The sequence below is a fragment of the Rhodococcus sp. ACPA4 genome (assembly GCF_002300185.1).
Lineage (GTDB): Bacteria > Actinomycetota > Actinomycetes > Mycobacteriales > Mycobacteriaceae > Rhodococcus_F > Rhodococcus_F globerula.
The window spans coordinates 871840-894493 of record NZ_NSDY01000001.1 but is presented as its reverse complement, the minus strand read 5'-3'; the positions used below and the strand labels follow the sequence as shown (position 1 = coordinate 894493).

Sequence of the window (22654 nt, the reverse complement as noted above, 5' to 3'; positions counted from 1 at the left end):
GGTTCCAAAACTTCTGAACCGATAAGCGGCACTTTGCCATTCAACGGGCACTTGCCATTCAACGGGCACTTCTCCGTGAGACTGCCGTCCGGTCGGGCGAAATCGGGAAACACACCCGCCCGGACACGCTATGGAGACCCCGACGGTCGATCCGCTCTCGAAGCCATCGAACAACGTTCGAGCGATAACCCCTCAGAGATTTGGACCTGCGAGGATTTGGACCTGCGAACCCGGCCTAGGATCAGCGAGATATGGCGTTAGCCGCAAAAACCGGCCAGCGTGTTGTTTCGGCCACCCGCACAGCCGATATCCACGGTCAACTCTTCTGATACGGGATGCCCGAATATCTTGGCGGCGATTCCTAGCGCGGGTTCCGGCGTGTTCACGGTGGAACTGCCCGAGGCAATGTCGCCGCTATGAGCGAACGCGATGTCGATCGCCGTCATCGCGTTCGCGAGGTGAAGGGATGTACGAGCGCCCGTCTAAGCATCCACGTTCTTTAAATCTACATCGGCCAACACAGATAATTCGCACGCCCGAAAGAGCAACAACTTAGGCGAGACATTTCCCGTAAAGACTGATGCGCGCCCTGAACAGCTGAAATGCAGGAAACTCTGGAGGTCAGCCAGTGCCGACTGGGCCAAATCTACACCCAAAGATATAGATTTTATGGTCACAGATGTTAAGGTCGCGTGACAACCCATTACGATCAGCCGATTACGATGAGGAGCTTCACCGTGACTTTCGAACGTCAACCGCCCTCACTGCGCGGCGTGTACGGGATCTCGGTGATGTCGGAGTTGTCCGGCATCGGACCGCAGACCTTAAGGCTCTACGACCGAAGAGGGTTGTTGACCCCGACGCGCACCGATGGCGGAACCCGCCGCTACAGCGAAGCGGATCTGACCACGCTACGTCGCATTAGCGAATTGATCGCCAACGGAGTGAACATAGTCGGAATCGGATTGATCCTCTCACTCGAGGCCGAGAACGCAACTCTTGCAACGCGGATCAATCAGATGCACTAATCGGCCGCCGCGCAGCTTTGATTGTCGAGACCGGCGACATCAGCTGGGAGTGACGTCGCGGGGCTGCTGATACTCCCGAAGTCAACATCGGCAACAACTTGTTGCCGAGAGCCTCACGGTGATGGAGGGCAGAATCGAAAGCGTCGACGAGCCTTTGGTGTGTCGCTTCGGCGAGACGTTGATCCGATACGCCGTCGATTTCGGCCTGAAAGAATCGAACCAGCGGGGCCGAACTAGGCGCACTCCCTGCCTGATGGGGGCGCCGGCCACGCATCCATCAGGCAGAGAGCAGCGAAACTGCTCTGCCACAACATTTCCCAGCGAAACACTTCCCATATTCTGCGTTACTCGTTACCAACCGGAACCTCGCGGAGGACCACCCTTTCCGCCAACTCGAGCACGGACACGTTCATCTCCTGCGAGAGCGTTCGAAGCATCTGAAACGCCGCTATGGCATCGACGTCGAAACGTTCCATGAGCATGCCCTTGGCTTGACCGATCAGATCACGTGAGGCCAGCGCACTGCGAAACTGCTCACCGCGACGTGCACTCGAAAGCGCAATGGCCGCATGGGTAGCCAGATTGATCGCCTGCTCTTCCGTTTCGGCGTCGAACCCGCCGGCATTGTCCGAGAACAGGTTCAATGCGCCGAGTTCGTCGCCATCGGTATAAAGCTGGATCGACAACACAGACCGAACCGGAGTCTGCTCCCGCACCGCAGTCATAAACGCGGGCCACCGCGGATCCGAAATTACGTCGACTATCCGCACCGTCTGACGAGACCAGATCGCATCGAAACACGGCCCCTCACCGTGCTCGTGCTGCAATTCGTCGAACCGCGTCGGCACTCTACCGGTCGCTGCAGCCGACTCGAAATGCTCAGGACGATGTCCAGGACGATGGCGGCGCACCAAGGTGATGCCCGCATGATCGACACCATGGAGCAGTTTCACCGCAGCCTCGGCGACCTCCTCGAGCACCTCCGACGGTGCCATAACACCACCGGTAAGCGTTCCGTGCACCGTCCGCGCCACCTGCGAAATCCGCCCATAAACATCCAGAACCGACTTCTCCGATGTCTCCACTGCCATTCTTCCTTCCACCCGCAGTGTCACCATAAAAATCATCTACGCGCAGGTCGGAGCGCCGACTCCCGACCGGGATCGAAGAATACTCGAACTCCCAGCCCACTCCATCATCCGGTCCGACGAACTGCCGGCACATAGTGAGCCCGCCACATATGGCGATCGACGAATGCCACCGGTGCCGGGCACCCGAGAACACACCGCCGCGAGTCTTACCGCACAGTCGAGCGTCTCACCCAGTATCGGCCGCGCCGGATCCCGCAGCCTTGTCGATCGCCCATATCGACTCCGAAGGACCGCACATCCGACTGCACTAACTCGCCACAGAGGAGAATCCCGGCCCCTGGCACCGCTCACCTCTCACAGTCGATGTGTCAACTACAGCGAGTGGCGTCGACATTCGGCTACCGCCGACAATCAATGCCGAACCTATGACTGCGCAAGCGATTACGCAGCGACTACGTTCCCAATTGCGAGTGTTTTTCACCAGATAACGTTCGGCTGTATCGGTGAGCCGGAAACATCTAACCCGCCGTGGAAATTGGGGTCCACCGCCAGCTCCGCAGCAGACTCTTCCTACTCAGTGAAACTGTCGGATAATCCATTGCGCAACACGTTTCTCGCCCCAATCTCGATGTGCACTGCACGACCGGCAGGGCATCAAGCAGCACCGTTCCAATGTCACTGCAGACGTTTCAGGCACAATCTGTGACCCGGAGCTCCACAATCGACAGCAATAAATCTATCCCGTGAGACACAGATTTCACGGAAGGGGAAGGCGAAGTTTTGCCCCCCAAATGCGACATAAACAAGCATTTCATCTGGCAACGGCCCAAAAACTGGTGATGCAAACCACGTTTTCGCCTCCAGTTTCGCCCGTCCGGGCTTGCCAATTATCTACTTCTCCTGGTATAGATTTAGAGCGCCTGAAACTGCACATACTGCCGCTACTGCACACTTGGCTTCAGGAGGACGATGACAGCGATCGACATCCAGTCCGCTCGGCCCGGCGGGATCAAACACCGGAAGTTCAACCGTGAACACCGGGAGCTCGAGTTCCGGATCGCCCCGATGTTCGGGGACCCCGTGACGAAGGAATTGGCCGCAAGCATCGGCTGAACAGACAGAGACGATCTTTGGCGATGATGCCGCAACCGCACGCACACATTCGCGCGAACAGTTCGACATCTCAAGAGAGGAAGACGTATGTCCGATTCACGATACTGGGACTGAGCACTGACGACGGCGCGAACGTGGCTGCAGTGCTGCAGAAACGGCTGAGCGCATACAACCATCCACACCTCACCGAAGACTTACTCATCAGCCAAGAGTCAGCCGACAAAGCGCGCCAAGACTGAACCCGCCGTTGTACGGCGTTCAGCCGGATAGCTACCGGCGATAAGTGAGGAGAACTCCGGAACCGTGACGCAACGCGAACATCGCATCTTCCAACGGCAGCAACGCTTGTTGCCGGGTTCGATCATGGCAGAACATCGCTCGGCGCCGCAGCGATCGCTTCCTTCTAACAGAACGACATCAATGGAGGAATTCACACAATGAGCGCAATAACCAAAGCAATGTACAAACCGCTTTCCCTCGCAACGAGCGTGATTGGTGGAATCGCCGCTGGAGCGGTGTTTCAACAGATCTGGAAGCGCGTCGGGCATGACGAAAAAGCCCCCGACCCGCAAGATCTCAACAGATCGAGCAAAGAAGTCCTGATCGCGGCGGCGCTCCAGGGAGCAGTTTTCGCCGTCGTGAAAGCAGCAGTGGACCGAGCTGGCGCAAAAAGCTACCGAGCTCTCACTCACGAGGACCCGATGTGAACTTCAGCCACTTCGCGCATGAGACACGTCGAGCATCGTCGCATCTCGAATAACTGAATGCCAGGCGCGAAACATGGACGGCAGCAACGATAGTCGATTCCCCTCGGCCGACGAGCCGAGATGAACCCTGGAGGTACTTTGACCGACAAGCAAGCACGTACAGGCGAGGGTCCACCCGACGACATCGAGACTGTCCACACAGATCCCAGCAGCGAAAACGCAGCCGGGGACGTGCAATCGGATCCTTCCGGCGGCGAAACCTGGTCCGACGAGGGCGGCGCCACCACACAAGGACCTGCAACCGATCCACACTCGCGATAGAGCGGACCAGAGGCGATACCCGCACCGCAGGAAGGTTTTCTTGAACAAGCTACCGCACCGTACCCGACGTGCGTGATGATCAGAAATAGGCAGCGTTCGCGGATTCCAACGATATTCGCTGATCCACAAAACATCACTGGCCCGTACCACTGGGCTGAACAGCAACACGCATCGCTGACGGAGTGAAATGCGGGCGAGCCAAAATTTCCGCGATTGATCCATTCGTCGAGGTTCACCCCGTACCGGCACTTCATCGGGAACGGAACAAGCCCTACCGCAAAGTTCGCTCCCGCGCTCTCTCCACGACACATATTTCTGACAAGTTTCTGACAGAGAATCGAGGAGTCATCGTGTCCAAAAAAATCTCTAAAAAGAGCCCTCCGATCTCCGGAGCGCCCGGCCAGGCGACTCCGCCGCTGGAGGAACCGGTCAAGCCACGCATTCCGTTGCCCCCGAAGGCCGATCAACGCGCCCCACAACTTCGCACGGCAACAGCCGAAGTCGTCGACGGCCCTGACTACGCGCGTGGACAGCAGGGTGAATATCTGACCACCGCACAGGGCGCCCGCCTTTACGACACAGACCACTCTCTCAAAGCCGGGGAACGCGGCCCAACTCTGCTCCAGGACCACCACTTACGGGAAAAGATCACCCACTTCGATCACGAGCGGATCCCCGAGCGCGTCGTTCACGCCCGCGGCACCGGCGCCCACGGAGTGTTCCGCGCCTTCGGTGCCGCTGAAAAAGTGACTAAAGCAGGCTTCCTCCGCAGAGGAGTCGAAACCCCCGTATTCGTTCGCTTCTCCACAGTGCTCGGCTCACGCGGCTCGGCAGACGCAGTCCGAGACACTCGCGGCTTCGCCACCAAGTTCTACACTGCCGAAGGAACATTCGACCTGGTCGGCAACAACATCCCGGTCTTCTTCATCCAAGACGGAATCAAATTCCCCGACATCATCCATGCCGCGAAACCACATCCCGACCGCGAGATCCCGCAAGCACAGAGCGCACACGACACATTCTGGGATTTCGTCTCCCTCCACACCGAAGCCACCGCGCACACCCTCTGGAACATGTCCGACCGCGGTATCCCACGTTCCTATCGGATGATGGAAGGATTCGGCGTTCACACCTTCCGTCTTCTCAACGACGACGGAGAAACCTCGCTCGTGAAGTTCCACTGGAAGCCCCGCCTGGGCGTGCACTCGGTGGTATGGGAAGAAGCACAACTGATCAACGGATTCGATCCCGACTTCCACCGCCGCGATCTCGCCGACGCCATCGAAGCCGGTGCGTACCCGGAATGGGAACTGGGCATCCAAATCTTCCCCGACACCCCCGAGCAGATGTTCGAGGGCATCGACCTCCTCGATCCCACCAAATTCGTTCCTGAAGAACTGGCCCCGGTGCAACCGATCGGGGTGATGACGCTCAACGCGAACCCGACCAATTTCTTCGCCGAAACCGAACAGATCGCCTTCCACCCAGGGCACCTCGTGCCCGGTATCGACGTCACCGACGACCCGCTACTACAGGCCCGCCTGTTCTCCTACCTGGACACCCAGATCAGCCGGCTGGGTGGACCCAACTTCGGTCAGATCCCGATCAACCGCCCACACGCACCGGTCAACGACATGTTCCGGGACGGAATGCACCAAAGCGCAGTACATTCCGGTGTCGCCCCCTACAAGCCGAACTCCCTCGACGGCGGTTGTCCCTTCATGGCCGGCGCAGAAGTCGGCGCATTCGTCGAAGTACCGGTAGCGCTCGAGGCCGGTACAAAACTTCGCGGCGCGCCAGCCACTTTTGACGACCATTACTCGCAGGCGCGTCTGTTTTACAGCAGTCTCACTGTCATCGAACAAGACCATGTGGCACAGGCGTACACCTTTGAACTAGGAAAGTGCTACGAACAAACGATCAAGGAACGAGCCCTCGGTGTGATCGCCAACATCGATCCCGACCTGTGCGCGAAGGTCGCCGCGGGCCTTGGCCTCCCGGCCCCGCAGCCGTCCGTCCCGTTCGACGACGCACCGATGCCTAGCTCTGCCCTGTCCCAGATCGGTGCGCAGTGGCCGGTCACCGGCCGGGTGATCGGCATCGTCGCCGATGAGAACTCCGATCTCGCCGCGGTCACCGCAGCGGTGTCAGCTATAGCGGCCGACGCAATGGTGCCATTGGTGATCGGCCCCCACGGCGGTGAATTGGTCTCGGACTCGGTCACTGTCCCCGTCTCGCGCACCTTCGACACCGCACGATCGATCGAATTCGACGCTCTCCTGCTCGCCGGGGCACCGGCAGACCCACGCCTGGACACTCTCCTCTCGGAAATGTTCCGCCATGGCAAGGCCATCGGCGCATGGAATGACGCGACGGAACTTCTCGAAACCGCAGAACTCACTGCGGCGGACGGCGTCGTGACCGGCGAGGACAGCGTATCGGTACTTGAACAAGTGGTCACACTGCTCAAGTCGCATCGAGTATGGAGCCGACTCTGACAAGTTGTCAGTGAGCGGCTCCCGGTGCGGCCGAAATCGGCAGTCACGCTGCACCGCCGAGGAAGATCAGTTCTGTAACTGCAGAGGAGCCATTCTCCGTCGTTCTTCTTCGTACATGGGGATGGTTCCCCATGTAAACCCATAGCCCTGGAGACTCCAGGGCACGTGACGAGCCACTGATGGCCCGGCCGATTTTGTTTGCACTTCAGTCGTTTAGGGCAGGCGAACGGCGACAACATTCCAGCGAGAAGAGGTCGATCAACGTGCGCGCAGTTACATGGCAAGGTAAGCGGAAGATCAGCGTCGAAACAGTTCCCGATCCCACCATCGTCGAACCCACCGACGCCATCATCAAAGTCACCACCACAAACATCTGTGGATCCGACCTACACCTGTACGAGACCTTGGGCGCGTTCATGAACCCGGGGGACATCCTCGGTCACGAGCCCATCGGGATTGTCGAGGAGATCGGATCCGACATCACTGATCTCGAAGTCGGTGACCGTGTCGTCATCCCCTTCCAAATTTCATGCGGCAACTGCTTCATGTGCAACTCCAGCTTGTACACGCAGTGCGAAACGACGCAGGTCCGTGACCAAGGCACCGGCGCGGCATTGTTCGGATTCTCCGAACTTTACGGCTCGGTACCAGGCGGACAAGCTGAGTACTTGCGGGTCCCACAAGCGCAGTTCACTCATATCAAAGTGCCTGAAGGACCTGACGATTCACGCTTCGTGTACCTTTCCGACGTGCTGCCGACGGCCTGGCAATCGGTTGAGTACGCCGCAGTGCCACCGGGTGGTTCCGTGACGATCCTCGGCCTCGGACCGATCGGAGATATGGCCGCTCGCATTGCTCAACACAAAGGGTTTCGAGTCATCGGCGTCGACCGGGTACCCGAACGCCTCGCACGCCTGGAAAAGCGCGGCGTTGAAACACTCAACCTCGACGACTACGGCGACAAGATCGGCGACGCCGTCCGCGCTCTCACCGACGGCCGCGGAACGGATTCCGTGATCGACGCTGTCGGCATGGAGGCTCACGGGTCGCCAATCGCGAAGCTCGCGCAGCAATTCATCGGACTACTTCCCGACGCGATTGCCGCACCGGCAATGCGCACCGCCGGTCTCGACCGTTTAGGCGCGTTGTATTCGGCAATTGACATCGTCCGACGCGGCGGAACGATCTCGGTGATCGGCGTGTACGGCGGAACGATCGACCCACTTCCTCTGATGACTTTGTTCGACAAGCAGATTCAACTGCGAATGGGCCAAGCCAACGTCAAGAAGTGGGTCAACGACATCATTCCGCTCCTGACGGACGACGACCCCCTCGGAGTCGACACCTTCGCAACCCACCAACTGCCATTGGAACAGGCACCGCACGCGTACGAGATCTTTCAGAAAAAGCAGGATGGAGCAGTCAAGATTCAACTGAAGCCTCACCTGTAGCAACCTGCGAGCACCTGCTCGGCTTCGCATGTCACGCAGTAGGTGGTCGCACAGTCTGGAAACGCCCCACCTCGCAGACTCACGCGGTGGGGCGTTTCCGGCCACAATCGATCAAAAGCTCCCCCACCGGCATCCGACGCCAGAATTTCACCCGAACACGGGCGGTCCGCGGTTCTTTCAATCCCGCACCGACCGCGTATCGACGGAGCTTCTTACCGAACCGCACAACCACCGCTCACGGACGCGGTCGACATAACGACGAAAATCCTTGTGTCCGAGGAAAACAAGATCGTTGCAGACGCAGACTTCCAGCAAATCGCGTGTTCAATCAAGCAAGGCTGTCGGCAGATTCACTCAACTGAGCAATCCGCGCCGCAAGCACCGAATTCTCCGCCTCGAGCGAAAGAATCAACCGCACACCAACCAAATTGACCCCGTCATCGACCAACCCGGTAATACGACGCAAAGTCTCCAAATCTGACTCGCTGTATCGACGCGTTCCACCACCAGTGCGAGTAGGCGTCAACAACCCCCGCCGCTCGTACAAACGCAACGTCTGAGGCCCGACTCCGGATAGCTCCGACATCACCGAGATCCCGTAAACACCGCGCAGTGAATGCGACTGAGACTCCAACGCCACTGCGCACCTCCTCACGGATACCTGGGCACTACGCCGATTTTAGCATCCGACATTAAAGAATCTCGACCAGCAGATACAGATTCCTTGCAGCCAGAGAGATAAATCATCCACGCTTCCGCCTTATCCACCTCGGCAAGCAGATTCGGCTACCAGAGGGAGAACTAACATCGAGAAATCGTAACCGACATCACGCCATTGTTGATGGACGCACCTCTCGTTTCCCAACAGATCAGGGCAATTTGCACTGCAAGAGACTGTCCCGGATCGGTGATTCGCCCCGGACGCTCAGACAGTGCAGAAGCTCCGCTCAATTTCCGTCACAAATCAAATTCCGCGGCCGGAGCTAATGATTAACTGTAAGTTCGGGGCAACTCACAAGTCGAGTACCGCTGAAATTTTCAGTAGTGAGACAGCAGAACAGTGAGACAGCAGAACAGTGAGACAGCAGAACCTAGACTCCGCAACCCCTTGCCGGCAATCACCCAACTAAACGGTCGACCCAACTGACCGAGCGGCGCGGCAGACACGCAAGCGATCATCTCCAACCTCGACCAAAGCCAAAACCTGCCTCGAAGCGGAACTCCGAGCGTCTATGTCGTCGGTCGACGAGGTGCTCGACGCGAACCGGCGACCGCGCGACCATCTCGCGACAATAACCCCCCAATGTCCACGCGAAGTTGAGAGTGCCAGGCACGAGGCCATCAGCGTCAGTAGTCAACCCGCGCTGTAGTGCTCGATTGCCGTCGCGGCAAAAACAGAGCATCCAACGATTGTGAACTCGAGTTCGTCTGCGTCGCCATCCGCCAAGAGATCCACCAGAACCGCCTGGTCCGTGACAACCAATTCTTCGCTCCTGCTGTGGTCCACCACATGAGAGACGATCAATGCAGATTGGCCGTTCGGCGCTTCGATAACTACCACTACCGGCTCGCGCAGTATTCCATCGCTCCGTTGCAGGACTACGCGAGTGCATTCCTTGCCGCAAGTGCGTACGCGACCTCAGCACGCATTTCGCGCCGAGAATGCCGGCCGTCGAACAACTCGAATCTGGAGCCAGATGACCGTCGTACAGGTTTTCCACCACGGTGATCAACGACTACCGACAACCGGGCTTGACCTTGACACAGTGACAAGCACTCAAATGGTCGACGAAGGAGGTGGTTGTCGTGAACACAACCAATAACGGTGGGTCGAATACTCACCTCGTCGACGCGCTAGCTGCGACCGACTCGTCGGACCGGCTTCGGGCTGCACTCGCTGTAGGTACCCGGGGTGATCCGGGCTTGATGGAAGCCCTTGTCGATCGATGCGCTGTTGAACCGGATTTCTTTGTCCGCGACATGCTTACCTGGGCATTGTGCCGACTCCCCGCCGAAGTGACAGTGCCGAGACTGATCGGCGAGCTCGAATCCGACTCCGTCCAGGCTCGCAGCCAGGCGCTGCACACCCTGTCCAAGATCGGGGACCCTGTGTCCTGGCCTGCCGTGATAGCACTGCTGCATGACGACCACGACGAGGTCGCGCGCAGCGCCTGGCGGGCGGCCGTGGCACTCGTACGACCAGGCGACGAGGCCGCGCTTGCGGCTGATCTGGCCACTGAACTCGGACGAGGCGACACGGACATGCACCTCAGCCTCAGCCGAGCGCTGGTGAGTCTCGGAGATTCCGTCCTACCGATCCTCGACGCGGCTGCGACGAGTCCTGATCCAAAGGTTCGCGCACATGCAGTTGCAACTAAGCGGCTTTACTTGGATCCCGACAGTGGCTTCACCCTCGCAATGGAATTGGCGCAGCGTGTAGCGATCGTCGGGCCGCACACGTAGAGAACAGGAGTAAAGATGTTGATCGGCGAAGTCTCGCGGCAGTCCGGTGTCAGTACGCGAATGTTGCGTCACTACGACGCCTTGGGCCTGGTGGAGCCCACCGGCCGCACGTCCGGCGGCTACCGCGAGTACTCAGCCGACGACATCCGCCGGCTCTTCCATGTCGAGAGCCTGAGGACGCTCGGGCTCTCGTTGGACGAAACCAGACGCGCCCTGGACGACCCCGATTTTGCTCCCGCCGATCTGGTGGGTGATCTCATCAAACACACGCGCCAGCGCATCGCTGCCGAACAGGAACTGCTCACGAAACTCGAACGCGTCGACGCCACGGCACCGTCGGAGTGGGAGGACGTTTTACGAATGGTCACCCTGTTGCGTGCGCTCGAGTCGGAGTTTGCTGCCCGCCGTCAACAAGCAATCCTGAATCAGGAGGGCAATGCGTCGTTGCCCATCGACGCATTGGTCGAGGCAGCATTGACGGAAGACGATCTCAATGTCGCCGGCGCGCTCCAGTGGTCGTTGGCCAGGGCCGCCGGTCAGGGAGTCACAAATCTCGCCGTCGGCCTCCAGTCTCAGGAGGTCGACGTCCGACGCCGCGCCGTTGCCGCAATTGCAGCCGTACACACCTCGGAGGCAACCACACATCTGAGACAAGCACTCGAGGATTCCGACGCCACCGTCCGCTCACGCGCGGCTCTCGCTCTCGGCGCTCGGGGAAGCGTCGACGCGATCCCTGCCCTCCTCGAAATGGTCTTGACAGGCCAGCTCGACGTCGAGGCTGCCGAAGTTCTCGGCGTCTTGACGGACGTCTCGCCATCACCCGACACGATCGTCGATCAGATGCAGACCACACTCGACAGCATCGCCGACGCACCGACTCGGTTGCGAATTACTCAGGCGCTTGCGGAGATTCCCGGTCCATCGGCACACGGAGCTCTCGCCCGGCTGACCCAGGACAACGATCGAACGATCGCGGCCACTGCGGCTTCGATTTTATCCACCCACGAGCGCAGGCATAGACAGCGTTAACCGCTAGTTGCCGAGATGCGGTTAAAACAAAGCCCCACAACATATTCCTGGCCCAAAGCACGTTTATCCAGGTTATTCCGGGGAACCGGCCGGCTCCCGCGTGCCACCTGCGTTAGCGTGGGACTGCGAAGAACGTCTTCGAGACACCTCTTCAGAGATACGAGGTCACCACGGTGACAAAGTCGCTGGCAGATGACCCAACCGCGGACAATGTCTCACGACGCGCCGGCTACGAACCCGAACTGAAGCGAACTCTGAACTCATTCCAGATGTTCGCGATCTCGTTTGCGTTCATCTCCGTGGTAATCGGCATCTTCGGAACCTTCGATTCCGTCCTTGCCAACGCAGGACCAGTCGGAATCTGGTTGTGGGTCGTGGCAGTATGCGGGCAAATCCTGGTGGCGTTGGTTTACGCGCAATTCGCAGCCCGCATTCCGCTCAGCGGGTCTTCCTACCAATGGGCGTCGCGGCTGGCGAACCCCAAAGTGGGCTGGGTATTCGGCTGGCTGGCAGTCTGGGCGTTGGCGATCGGTGTGAGCGCAATCGACAATGCGCTTGCCAGTCAGTGCCTCATGCCCCTGCTCAACATGGAACCGAACGAGGACACGGCACGAGTAATCACCGTAGTCATTCTGCTGATTCAGACTGTGCTCGCCATTGCCTCGACACGGATTGTCGCACTGGTTAACTCAGCCGCTGTAGGTGTCGAATTGGCGATTGTTGTGGTGCTCGGCATTGCGCTGATCGTTGCTGTGGTGGTGACGGGAAACGGCACAGCCGACAACCTCACATCGCGTGGTATCACCGAAGGCGCTCCCGATTACTTTGCCGTCGGCGGCGGGGTGATGGCTGCGATGATTCTGGGTTTTGCCACGCTCCAGGGATTCGACGCCGCAGCGAACATGGCTGAAGAGGCCAGAGACCCGTTTCGAAGTGTCCCCCGCGCAATCGTCGGATCGGTAGTGGCAGCCGGGATTCTGGGAATGTTCTTCCTGATCGCGCTGACCGTCGCCATCGACGATATCCCCCAGATAACCGAAAGCGGCTCACCCGTTGCGGCGATCATGCGAGATCAACTTGGTCCCGTGGTGGAGCGAATATTGTTGGTAGCGATATCATTAGCGTTCTTTGCCGCCGGACTGGTCGTGATGACTGGAGTGTCACGAATAATTTTTGCGATGTCACGCGATGCACGCTTCCCTGCGCACCGACTGATGCGGCGAGTCAACCCTCGTACCAAGACACCGATCCCGGCGACGATACTGGTTCTTGTCATCGGCGTCGTCTTGATGATCGCACTACCAGGTGCCGCATTGCTCGAATTGATCCTGGCATCAACGATCATTCCGTTCCTCCTCTACGGCATGACGATCGTCCTCTATCTGGCCGTACGCAGGCGACTCGATCACAAGCCGGGCGCGTTCGACCTCGGTCGCTTCGAGTTGCCGATCGCGATTGCCGCGCTCGTGTGGATACTGTTCAGCTTGTTCGTACTGATTGCGTCGGGAACCTTGACCCCGGTATTGGTGGTGGCCGGCTTGATCACAATAGGAGCGATGTACTTCTGCTATCTGCTCAAATTGAAACCCGAGACACTGAACAACGAGCCTGGACTCGAGGATGCTTTCGAAAACTAGTTGAACCGGCGCATGCGTGTGGGCCTCGCATCGTCTTAGCTGGTGATGCGAAGCTTGGGCGCGGTATCTATTTCCGGCGCAGCCGGATTCAGTCTCGGTGGACTGGGCCCTGGCGGGTGGTGGAGCGTCGGCGTCGTTGTTTCGGGTCAATCGCGGCCGGTGGGATGAACCACGGTTTATGATCATCGCCCATTTTGATTTCCCAGATACCGCGAAACCCACTGGTGCTGTGGATCAGTCGGTGGTGGCTACGGCAGAGGAGGGTGAGATTGTCCATCACCGTCAGACCGCCCACTGACCACGGTTTTATGTGGTGGGCGTCGCACCAAGCCGGAACCGCATCACAGTTCGGGAAGGCGCAGCCTTTGTCCCGAGCGATCAGCGCAGTCCGCTGCTCGGGTGTGACGAGGCGTTTGTGCGGCGTCGCATCGAGCGGTGCACCGTTGCCGTCCATCAACACGGTGGAGAGCATGCAATCGCAGGCGAGCATCCGGGTCAGGCTCACACTCAGCGGACCCATCCACGGCATGTACCCGACATCAAGATCCTCGACCTCAGGCTCGTCGCCATCGACTGCACTGCCGTAGAACTCGCCATCATCCGATGCGGTTTCGCTGCGCATGGTCGCGCATTCGCGATGCTCGGCAAGATCTTTCGCGGTGATATGCACATTCACGTGCGGACGCTGGCCCCTGTCAACACCGGTCATGGCATTGTCGAGATACCGGCGAATCAATTCCGTGAAGGCGTCGGCGGTGCGTTTGGCAGCCGACCGCTGATCCGGGGTCCCGTCAGCAGCCGGTTTCGGCATCGACAAACCCGACAGAGCCGACAACAACATTTCACCAGTGAGTGCATCGAAATCACCCTTGATCGCCACCCGACCGTTGAGCGTCGGAGCAATCCGCAAGACATTGAGATCATCATCCTCACCGGGCGGGGTCTCATCGGATTCGAAAATCCGCTCCAAAACCGCAATCGCATACCGCAGCTTGATAGTGGTCGCCTCCACCCCGGATGCCGCAGCCAACAGAGTCTTCATACAGGACGGTAACGCCCTGTCCGGCATACCTTTTGGTGGAGATTCACAGAACGAGGCGATCATTGCCGCATGATCGAGCGAGAGATCACCGGCCTCGAACTGCGCAGCAATATCCGGGAACCCCCGCAAAGCGGCACCGAGGGCAGCGATCTTGTTACCGGCCGCGTTCTGCAGCATCGTATTCGCCGCCAACCAGCGACCAACACCGCGGTAGCACAGCACCTGCTCGTCCGAATTGAGTGCCAACTCATCCACTGCGGCAACCCGAATCGCTTCCAACCGAAGAATCTCCGCAGACGCACAGACGGCAACGTCCCGAACCTCAGCCGGTCGCAATCGCCACAACCTGCCCCGCACACCCACAGCCGAACCGGCAACAACATCCCCCACCGAAACAAAATCGCTAACCGTAGTCATCAAGGCCTCCCCACCCGTGACCCCAATTATACTCGAACAACCATTCGATTCAAGAGGCATTTCGGACAGGTTCCAAAAATATTCACTCGAGAGTCATTGATGCACAGCAATATTCGACAAGGAGGCTGCTACTGCGACTTGGCTTGTTACCCCGAAATGACCGAAAGCAATTGAGATTCTGTCACGTTGTCGCCGCCGCAGCATCCTGCTCGTCGAAGCCGTCGAACATGTCTACCAACCCCTGCGGCGAATTCTCACTGAAGAGAATTTCGAGGCTCTCGGCAGATTCGGCAGCAGCCTTAGCTGCTCGCGGAAATAGCTCTGCTTCATAGGCCGCGAGCGCAGATTCGACGTCACCGGAGTGTTCGCTGACTGCCAGGGCGAGCAACGCACCGTCGTACATCGCAAGATTCGCGCCTTCTCCTGCGAATGGGGACATCACGTGCGCGGCGTCGCCAAGGAGGGTGACGCCGGGGACGCGCTTCCAGGAATGATCTATAGGGAGGGCGACGATGCGGCGCGGAGTCAAGCCGGTGTCGGCACGGGCAATCAAGTCACGAAGGGAGTTGTCCCATCCGTCGAGCAATCGGAGAATCGCACTCGTTGCCGCGGGAACATCAGTGAAATCGATAGTGTCAATCCAGTTCTCATCGGCACGGACACCCAAGTAACTGTGCAGACTCCCATCACTTTCGCGGTGGCCCAGGATTCCGATGTTTCCGCGGAATGCAAAAAGCATGCCGCCGCCCATGACCGCAGCCGCCGAGGGGTGACGTTCATCGGCGTCGAGCAGGTCCGCTTCGATGAAGGAGATCCCGCTGTACGTCGGCCAGGCGTCGGAGACGAGCGGCCGGACTTTCGACCAGGCGCCGTCGGCACCGATGAGGAGGTCGGTAGTGATGCTCCCACCGTCCGCAAAGGAAACCTCGTGGCGACCGGCAACGCCCTCGACCTGACTGATTCGGGTGACTTTGTGCCCCCAATGAATAGCCTCGTCGGGTAGAGAATCTATGAGCATGTCGCGGAGGTGGCCGCGGTCTACCTCGGGTCGCGAGAGAGTGCCGCCATCAGCCTCTTCCCGAAGGATTGTTCCGGCGTGATCGAGTATGCGCATTGCTTCGCCACCAGGGTGAATCAACGCGCAGAAGGGTTCCCACAAACCGGCGGCGCGTATGGCCTTCTGGCCGTTGTGGTCGTGGATATCGAGCATGCCGCCTTGCACTCGGGTGCTGCGGCTGGGCTCGAGTTCGAACACAGCCGACGTGATGCCGTGAACATGGAGGACGCGGGCAGCGATGAGGCCACCGAGCCCCCCACCGATGATCGCGATGGGGTAGTGAGTAGTCATGGTTCTCCTCGAAAAGTAGTTTCAGTCAGGGCGATTCGTGGTGTGTGAGTGATGTCGGAGTGGCCGCGATACCGGCAATGAGCGCTCGTATCGACCACGTCATGCGCTCGGTGGGCGCGCCGGCGAGAATCGCATCGGCATGCTCGGCGATGCTGGGAAGTTCCTTGGGGTCGGCAGTTCGAACCGCGCGCACAAGGCCTTCCCACGCGGCCTCGTCATCAACGGATGCGTCGATGTCGCTCGGACTGGGAGTGCTGTGCTCGGCGGCGGCCGCGGTGGCATTCTGGAGAAGCAGATCAGCACCCCAAGCCGCACGCGCAGGATCAACCCCGCCGTCGATCAACAGCCCGAGCACCCGATCGAATATCCGGAGCGAATTCGGGCCAGACGGACGAAGCACGAGTGCCGATCTCGCCAAACCGGGGAACGCGAACAGAACGTCCGCGTAGTCGCGCAGTAGCGCCACCAGCCGATCTTGCCAGTCTCCGTCCGGTGCCACATCCAGCGTCCGAACGAGTTCGTCGAGGACGCCGCCATGCAGTTCGGCAGTGTTCGCGACATAGACGTACAACGCGGAAGGACCTGTGTCGAGCGCTTGCGCGACACGACGCATGGTTGCCTTCTCGAGCCCCTCGGCGCGCACGATCTCGATAGTTGCGGCGATGATCCCCTCGCGAGAAAGCGCGGGTTTTGCCGGCCGTTCACGGCGACTGCGGTTGGGAGTTGGCATACCGAAACTCTACACGAACATGTTCGTTACGAACATGTTCGTTACGAACATGTTCGTCGGATCTCTTCCTTTGGAAGCGTCGCAGTTTCTCCACCACGCAGTACGCTCCCGCAGCACAAATGAGCCCCCGCAGCATTGATCAGGCGCGCGGGGGCACAATCAGCGCGCGACGCGGCGGAACCACACCGAGCGCTGCGACAGCAAACGGCTCCGCTGATTTGGGCCCGAGTCCGGTTCAGGCAAACCCGAGTTCGCGCACCGCGTTTCGTTCTTGTTCCAGCTCGTTCACCGAAATATCGATGCGAGCGCGCGAGAATTCGTCGATCAACAGCCCCTGAACGATGCTGTACTCGCCACCGGCACACGTGACGGGGAACGACGAGATCAAGCCCTCGGGAACGCCGTACGAACCATCCGACGGAACCGCCATCGACACCCAGTCCCCCTCGGCCGTTCCGCCGACCCAGTCGCGGACGTGATCGATCGACGCACTTGCCGCACTCGCCGCTGACGACGATCCACGGGCCGCGATAATCGCCGTACCCCGCACCTGCACCGTCGGGATGAAATCGTTCTCTACCCACTCGCGGTCATTGATCACGTCGAGCGCCGGCTTGCCCGCGACCGTCGCGTGAGACAGGTCCGGGTACTGGCTCGCGGAGTGATTACCCCAGATCGACACCCTACGAACCGACGCTGCCGCCGCACCGGTCTTCTTGACCACCTGCGCAATGGCGCGATTGTGATCGAGCCTGGTCAAAGCTGTGAAGCGTACGTTCGGAACATCAGGAGCGTTGTTCATCGCGATCAGCGCATTGGTGTTGGCGGGGTTGCCCACCACCAGCAGCTTCACGTCGGAGGCCGCATTGTTGTTGATCGCTTTGCCGTGTGCAGTGAAGATCGCGCCGTTGGCACTGAGCAGATCGGCGCGCTCCATGCCCTTGCTGCGCGGTCGAGCGCCCACCAACATCCCGACGTTTGCGCCGGAGAACGCAACGTCGGGATTGTCGGTGATGTCGATGGAGTCCAGCAACGGGAATGCGCCGTCTTCGAGTTCCATCGCCACCCCCTCGGCAGAGGACACGGCAGAAGGAATTTCGAGCAGTCGCAAGCGAACCGGAACATCGGGTCCGAGCATGTCACCTGCAGCGATCCGGAAAAGTAATCCGTAGGCGATCTGACCCGACGCTCCGGTCACCGTGACGGTTACTGGCGAAACACTCATTGCCGACTCCTCCACTTGCCGTTCTGCTTTCACTTCTGCGAACGACTTCCACGCTAGTCCAGCAAACCCGCCACTTCGTGGTCCGTGAGTGTGGTTCTCGGCACTCTTCCCGTTGCGCTCACCAGCTCCACTGCCCGGTACAGTGGCCGCTCCGCCAAACCGGCACCGCGCGCTTCCGCGCGCAGTTGCTCGATCAGTACCGACGACAAGGCTGCTGCCGGCACCAACTCGCTCGATGCCAAGGCGTCGGCCAGCTTGCGGAGCGCAAGGATTTCCAGCTCGCGCCCTCCCCCTGCGGTGTAGAGAGCAAGGGGAATTCGCACGCTGGATCGCGCGTCGGTCAACTTCATACTGACTTCGCTGATCCGCCCCGTGCGCACCATGAGCTCGGCGGTGACCACCTCCGCCGCGTCGACCTCACCGGTGCGGAAACCCGCCTGCGCCCGAATCTTCTTGCCGTACAACGTGATGTGTCGACGCAAGGTCATCAAGATCGCAAGCGACGTCGGAACGGCGATGATGAAGCCGACCAGCAGCGCCACCGTCGTCGAGGCAAAGACGCTCACGACCAGGCCGACCACAACACCGAGCACAATCACCGCGACGGCAATCCGCTTGAGTCTCGGCGCAATCAGCGCGATCGGGACAAGATCAAGCGAAACCGGTTCTACGTCACGAGACAACGAGAGTCCCGAGCCTGTCGACGATTTCATCGAGCGCAACCGACTCCTGCTCACCCGTCGCGAGGTGCTTGAGGACAACAACACCTTCTTCGAGTTCACGCTCACCCAGGACAAGCGCAAAGGCCGCACCGGACTTGTCGGCAGCCTTCATCGACCCCTTGACGCCACGGTTTCCGTAGGCCAGATCGACACGAATGCCATTGCCACGCAACTGATGTGCAATGGCAACCAACTTACCCTTCGCTTCGGATCCCATCGGCACGCCGAACACATCGACGCGCGCCGGCGGAGCGACGGACTTGCCCTCAGCTTCGAGTGCCAGCACCGTGCGGTCGACACCGATACCAAAACCGATGCCGGACAACGGCTGTCCACCCAACTGCTCCATCAGACCGTCGTATCGACCGCCGCCGCCGATACCGGACTGCGCGCCCAGACCGTCGTGGACGAACTCGAACGTCGTCTTCGTGTAGTAGTCGAGGCCACGGACCATGCGCGGATTGACGACGTACGGAACGCCCAACGCGTCGAGGTGGCTCAGGACCTCGTCGAAGTGCGCCTTGCAGCTGTCCGACAAGTGATCGAGCATGAGCGGCGCATCTGCCGTCATTGCGCGGACATCGGGGCGCTTGTCATCGAGGACGCGCAGCGGATTGATCTCGGCGCGGCGACGGGTTTCTTCGTCGAGAGGCAGCGCAAAGAGGAACTTCTGCAGCAGTTCACGGTACTGCGGACGGCAGGTGTCGTCGCCGAGCGAGGTGATCTCGAGACGGAAGCCGTCGAGTCCCAACGAACGGAACCCGGCGTCGGCAATGGCGATGACCTCGGCATCGAGCGCCGGATCGTCGATACCGATGGCCTCGACGCCCACCTGCTGCAGCTGACGGTAGCGACCCGCCTGCGGACGCTCGTAGCGGAAGAACGGGCCCGCGTAGCTGACCTTGACGGGAAGTGTGCCACGGTCGAGGTTGTGCTCGATCACGGCGCGCATGACTCCGGCCGTGCCCTCGGGGCGCAGAGTCACGGAACGATCGCCGCGATCGGCGAACGTGTACATCTCTTTGCTGACGACGTCGGTCGACTCGCCAACGCCGCGGGCGAACAGTGCGGTGTCCTCGAAGATCGGCAATTCGATGTGGCCGTATCCGGCCAGACGTGCGGCGCGCGTCAATCCGTCACGGACGGCAACAAATTCGGCGGATTGCGGCGGAACGTAATCCGGGACGCCCTTGGGTGCAGAGAAGGTGCTGGCTTTACTCACGAGTGGTTACTTTTCCTTATTTCTGTCCGCTGAGTCCAACGAGAAACGGATTGGAGCTTCTTTCGGCGCCGATCGAACTGTTGTCGCCGTGCCCGGGGAGGATGACTGTCGCGTCGTCGAGAATCAGAAGTTTCTTCGCGACGGAATCGAGCAATTGTTCATGGTTGCCACCGGGAAGGTCACTTCGCCCGATCGAGCCCTGGAACAGGGTGTCGCCTGTGAAAGCCAGATCGACCGGACCTTCTGCAGTACCCGCCTGGGTGCGGAAGACAACAGATCCCTGCGTATGGCCCGGCGTGTGATCGACCGAAAAGGACATTCCGGCGAGCTCGAACGAGTCCCCGTCGGATAATTCGATGACCTCGTCCGGTTCGACGAAGGACATGTCCTTGATGAAGTCCTTCATCGTCGGACCGATTCCCCGGGCAGGGTCGGTGAGCATGTAGCGATCATCCGGGTGAATGTAGGCCGGCGCCGAGTACCGCTCGCAGACCTCACGCGCAGACCACATGTGATCGAGATGCCCGTGCGTCAGCAGCACGGCCGTCACCGACATGTCCTTGGAGTCGAGAAACTCGAACAGCGGCTCAGCAGCGTCCTGACCCGGATCGATCACCACACACTCGCAGGCATCGTCCTGAGCGAGTATGTAGCAGTTGGTCTGGAACATCCCGGCCGGAAAACCAGTCACGAGCACTTGAGGTAACTCCTCTTCGAAGGGCGAATCAGGCAACACGGTGTCACGTACAGCCTAAAGCTGCTGCCCCGCCAGTAAGTTCTCAGGTTGCAGTGGGAGACTTTCCGACAACTGAAGTTATACCGACCAGACGCAGTTCCACCCGTGAATATGGAGGACTCCAGCAGTGCCGAGTAACGAGCAGCGCCGCCAGGCGGCAAAACGCAAGCTCGAGCGCCAGCTCGAACGCCGCGCCGAGCGGGCGCGCAAGCGCAAGCAAATGACAATCGTCTACACGGCTGCTGGTGTCGTCGTGGCTGTTGCCGTCGTCGCCGGGATCGTCCTGCTCACCCGAGGTGACGACAGCAGCACCGAGAACACCGCTGACGACGCCACATCGACGTCTGAGCAGACGGCCGGCGCCATGCCTGCCGGTTTGCTCACGCCCTTGGCAGAGACCGTCTCGTGCGCTTACCCGACTGACGCTGCGCCGGCATCCAAGCCGAACAACCCGCCACGCGCGGACGGCATCCCCACCACTGCGCCGGACGCGACGCCGAGCATCAGCATGGAAACGTCGCAGGGAAATATCGGCCTCGTCCTCGACGGAATGAAATCGCCGTGCACGGTCAACAACTTTGTGAGCCTCGCGGGTCAGAACTACTTCGACGCCACGACATGCCATCGCCTGACGACGAGCCCCTCATTGCAGGTCTTGCAGTGCGGCGACCCGTCGGGCACCGGTAGCGGCGGACCCGGTTACCGCTTCGACAACGAGTACCCGACCACTGCTTTCGACGCGGCAGACCCGGCCGCTCAGATGCCGGTGACGTACAGCCGCGGAACGATCGCGATGGCCAACGCCGGGGCCGGCACAAACGGCAGCCAGTTCTTCCTCGTCTACGGCGATTCACAGCTCCCGCCTGACTACACCGTATTCGGCACGATCGACGAGACCGGGCTTGCGACGCTCGACAAGATCGCGGCGGGTGGCAGCACGCCCGAGGGCGACGGCACGCCGAACCTCACCACCGATATCAAGACTGTAAGGATCGACTGATGAAACGCACGTCCCTTCTGATCGCGGCCGTCGGCGCCACCGCCCTCGTTCTCGCCGGATGTTCCAGTAACGACTCCACGACCGATTCGGCGTCGTCGAGCACTCAGGCGAGCGCGAAGTCGACCACGAAGTCAGCGCCCCTGGACATGTCGCAGTTCGAGCAGTTGCCCGCCGTTCCGGCGCCTGCTGGTGCCACGGTCGACTGCACCTATGCCCCGGCGGCGGGTGCAGCCAAGACGGTTGACACGCCGACTTCCACCGGCGTCCCCGCCGAGGGCACCGTAAACGTCCAGTTGACCACCACCGCCGGACCGATCGGTATGGAACTCAACCGCACCGCCGCCCCGTGCACCGTCAACAGCATGGTCAGCCTGGTCGAGCAGAAGTACTTCGACGACACCCCGTGCCATCGCCTCGTCACCAGCCCGGGCCTGCAGATCCTCCAGTGCGGAGATCCTTCGGGCCAGGGCACGGGCGGACCGGGATTCGGCTTTGCCAACGAGTACCCGACCACCGTGTACGCCGAGAACGATCCGGCGCTGTCGTTGCCGGTCGTCTACCCGCGCGGCACTCTGGCTATGGCTCATTCATCACAGCCGGACAGCAACGGTAGCCAGTTCTTCCTCGTATACGACGATTCACTCCTCCCGCCCGACTACACCGTTTTCGGGACCATCGACGAGGCCGGTCTTGCAACCATCGAGAAGATCGCCGCCGACGGTGACGACGGAAGCATGGGAGCCACCGGCGGCGGTGCCCCGAACACCCCGATCACCATCGAAACAGCAGTAGTCGCCTGATCTGACAGCACAGAAAGGGGCGATACGAGAGATTCCTCTCGTATCGCCCTTTTCTGTTTTGTATCACCGACAAA

22 protein-coding genes are annotated in these 22654 nt (G+C 60.1%); 11 read left to right on the top strand and 11 right to left on the bottom strand.

The genetic code is table 11. From position 1 onward, the window contains the following. Positions 1-257: 257 nt before the first annotated feature. Positions 258-446, bottom strand: a complete 189-nt coding sequence (locus CJ178_RS04155) for a hypothetical protein (protein WP_095886179.1) — start codon at positions 444-446, stop codon at positions 258-260. Between the two features lie 291 nt (positions 447-737). Here CJ178_RS04155 and CJ178_RS04150 point away from each other — a divergent pair, with 291 nt between their 5' ends. After that, positions 738-1028: a MerR family transcriptional regulator gene (locus CJ178_RS04150; RefSeq protein WP_095887828.1), complete on the top strand. Its 291-nt coding sequence runs from the start codon at positions 738-740 to the stop codon at positions 1026-1028. A 344-nt stretch (positions 1029-1372) separates the two neighbouring features. Here the strand turns inward: CJ178_RS04150 and CJ178_RS04145 are convergent, their stop codons facing one another. Then, a complete protein-coding gene (locus CJ178_RS04145) occupies positions 1373-2119 on the bottom strand; it encodes a GAF and ANTAR domain-containing protein (RefSeq protein WP_095887827.1) in 747 nt (248 codons plus the stop codon). A gap of 969 nt (positions 2120-3088) precedes the next feature. On the opposite strand from CJ178_RS04145, the gene CJ178_RS32655 reads away from it, so the two are divergent. From CJ178_RS32655 to CJ178_RS04120, 5 genes are all read left to right on the top strand, one after another. After that, a complete protein-coding gene (locus CJ178_RS32655) occupies positions 3089-3232 on the top strand; it encodes a hypothetical protein (RefSeq protein ID WP_172935428.1) in 144 nt (47 codons plus the stop codon). Between the two features lie 437 nt (positions 3233-3669). Further along, the gene (locus tag CJ178_RS04135) at positions 3670-3939 is read left to right on the top strand and encodes a DUF4235 domain-containing protein (protein WP_033236141.1); all 270 of its coding nucleotides are present in this window, start codon (positions 3670-3672) and stop codon (positions 3937-3939) included. Positions 3940-4077: 138 nt separating this feature from the next. Next, complete coding sequence (locus tag CJ178_RS04130; RefSeq protein WP_141485870.1) at positions 4078-4260, top strand: hypothetical protein; 183 nt, start codon at positions 4078-4080, stop codon at positions 4258-4260. A gap of 362 nt (positions 4261-4622) precedes the next feature. Further along, on the top strand, positions 4623-6758 hold the full coding sequence (locus CJ178_RS04125; RefSeq protein ID WP_095887826.1) for a catalase: 2136 nt from the start codon (positions 4623-4625) through the stop codon (positions 6756-6758). A 263-nt stretch (positions 6759-7021) separates the two neighbouring features. Continuing rightward, positions 7022-8209 (top strand): zinc-dependent alcohol dehydrogenase, encoded by a 1188-nt coding sequence (locus CJ178_RS04120; RefSeq protein WP_095886177.1) that lies wholly within the window; start codon positions 7022-7024, stop codon positions 8207-8209. 328 nt (positions 8210-8537) lie between these two features. On the opposite strand, the gene CJ178_RS04115 is transcribed toward CJ178_RS04120, so the two are convergent. Both CJ178_RS04115 and CJ178_RS32650 read right to left on the bottom strand, forming a co-directional pair. Then, entirely contained in the window at positions 8538-8849 is a 312-nt protein-coding gene (locus CJ178_RS04115) for a MerR family transcriptional regulator (protein ID WP_033234653.1), read from the bottom strand. Positions 8850-9563: 714 nt separating this feature from the next. Next, entirely contained in the window at positions 9564-9719 is a 156-nt protein-coding gene (locus tag CJ178_RS32650; RefSeq protein WP_179300714.1) for a hypothetical protein, read from the bottom strand. A gap of 287 nt (positions 9720-10006) precedes the next feature. Between CJ178_RS32650 and CJ178_RS04105 the strand changes: the two genes are divergently transcribed. The 3 genes from CJ178_RS04105 to CJ178_RS04095 all read left to right on the top strand — a co-directional run bounded on the left by CJ178_RS04105 (position 10007) and on the right by CJ178_RS04095 (position 13338). Further along, on the top strand, positions 10007-10672 hold the full coding sequence (locus tag CJ178_RS04105) for a HEAT repeat domain-containing protein (protein WP_095886175.1): 666 nt from the start codon (positions 10007-10009) through the stop codon (positions 10670-10672). Positions 10673-10687: 15 nt separating this feature from the next. Continuing rightward, a complete protein-coding gene (locus CJ178_RS04100; RefSeq protein ID WP_095886174.1) occupies positions 10688-11701 on the top strand; it encodes a HEAT repeat domain-containing protein in 1014 nt (337 codons plus the stop codon). Positions 11702-11874: 173 nt separating this feature from the next. Further along, a complete protein-coding gene (locus CJ178_RS04095; protein ID WP_257012993.1) occupies positions 11875-13338 on the top strand; it encodes an APC family permease in 1464 nt (487 codons plus the stop codon). Positions 13339-13426: 88 nt separating this feature from the next. Here the strand turns inward: CJ178_RS04095 and CJ178_RS04090 are convergent, their stop codons facing one another. The 7 genes from CJ178_RS04090 to CJ178_RS04060 all read right to left on the bottom strand — a co-directional run bounded on the left by CJ178_RS04090 (position 13427) and on the right by CJ178_RS04060 (position 20741). Continuing rightward, on the bottom strand, positions 13427-14797 hold the full coding sequence (locus tag CJ178_RS04090) for an HNH endonuclease signature motif containing protein (RefSeq protein ID WP_095886173.1): 1371 nt from the start codon (positions 14795-14797) through the stop codon (positions 13427-13429). A 181-nt stretch (positions 14798-14978) separates the two neighbouring features. Further along, positions 14979-16145 (bottom strand): FAD-dependent oxidoreductase, encoded by a 1167-nt coding sequence (locus tag CJ178_RS04085; RefSeq protein WP_095886172.1) that lies wholly within the window; start codon positions 16143-16145, stop codon positions 14979-14981. 25 nt (positions 16146-16170) lie between these two features. Beyond that, positions 16171-16875, bottom strand: coding sequence for a TetR/AcrR family transcriptional regulator (locus tag CJ178_RS04080; protein ID WP_095886171.1), 705 nt, complete (start codon positions 16873-16875; stop codon positions 16171-16173). A 235-nt stretch (positions 16876-17110) separates the two neighbouring features. After that, positions 17111-18100, bottom strand: a complete 990-nt coding sequence (locus CJ178_RS04075) for a malate dehydrogenase (RefSeq protein WP_095887824.1) — start codon at positions 18098-18100, stop codon at positions 17111-17113. A gap of 53 nt (positions 18101-18153) precedes the next feature. Continuing rightward, positions 18154-18813 (bottom strand): hypothetical protein, encoded by a 660-nt coding sequence (locus CJ178_RS04070; protein ID WP_372472392.1) that lies wholly within the window; start codon positions 18811-18813, stop codon positions 18154-18156. Beyond that, entirely contained in the window at positions 18773-20044 is a 1272-nt protein-coding gene (gene hisS / locus CJ178_RS04065) for a histidine--tRNA ligase (RefSeq protein WP_095886170.1), read from the bottom strand. The genes CJ178_RS04070 and hisS overlap by 41 nt, the downstream gene beginning before the upstream one ends. Positions 20045-20060: 16 nt before the next feature. After that, entirely contained in the window at positions 20061-20741 is a 681-nt protein-coding gene (locus CJ178_RS04060) for an MBL fold metallo-hydrolase (RefSeq protein ID WP_095886169.1), read from the bottom strand. A 166-nt stretch (positions 20742-20907) separates the two neighbouring features. Here CJ178_RS04060 and CJ178_RS04055 point away from each other — a divergent pair, with 166 nt between their 5' ends. Together CJ178_RS04055 and CJ178_RS04050 are read left to right on the top strand one after the other, a co-directional pair. Beyond that, positions 20908-21780, top strand: coding sequence for a peptidylprolyl isomerase (locus CJ178_RS04055; RefSeq protein WP_095886168.1), 873 nt, complete (start codon positions 20908-20910; stop codon positions 21778-21780). Next, positions 21780-22580: a peptidylprolyl isomerase gene (locus CJ178_RS04050; RefSeq protein WP_045067528.1), complete on the top strand. Its 801-nt coding sequence runs from the start codon at positions 21780-21782 to the stop codon at positions 22578-22580. Before CJ178_RS04055 ends, CJ178_RS04050 begins: the two co-directional genes overlap by 1 nt. Positions 22581-22654 lie beyond the last annotated feature (74 nt).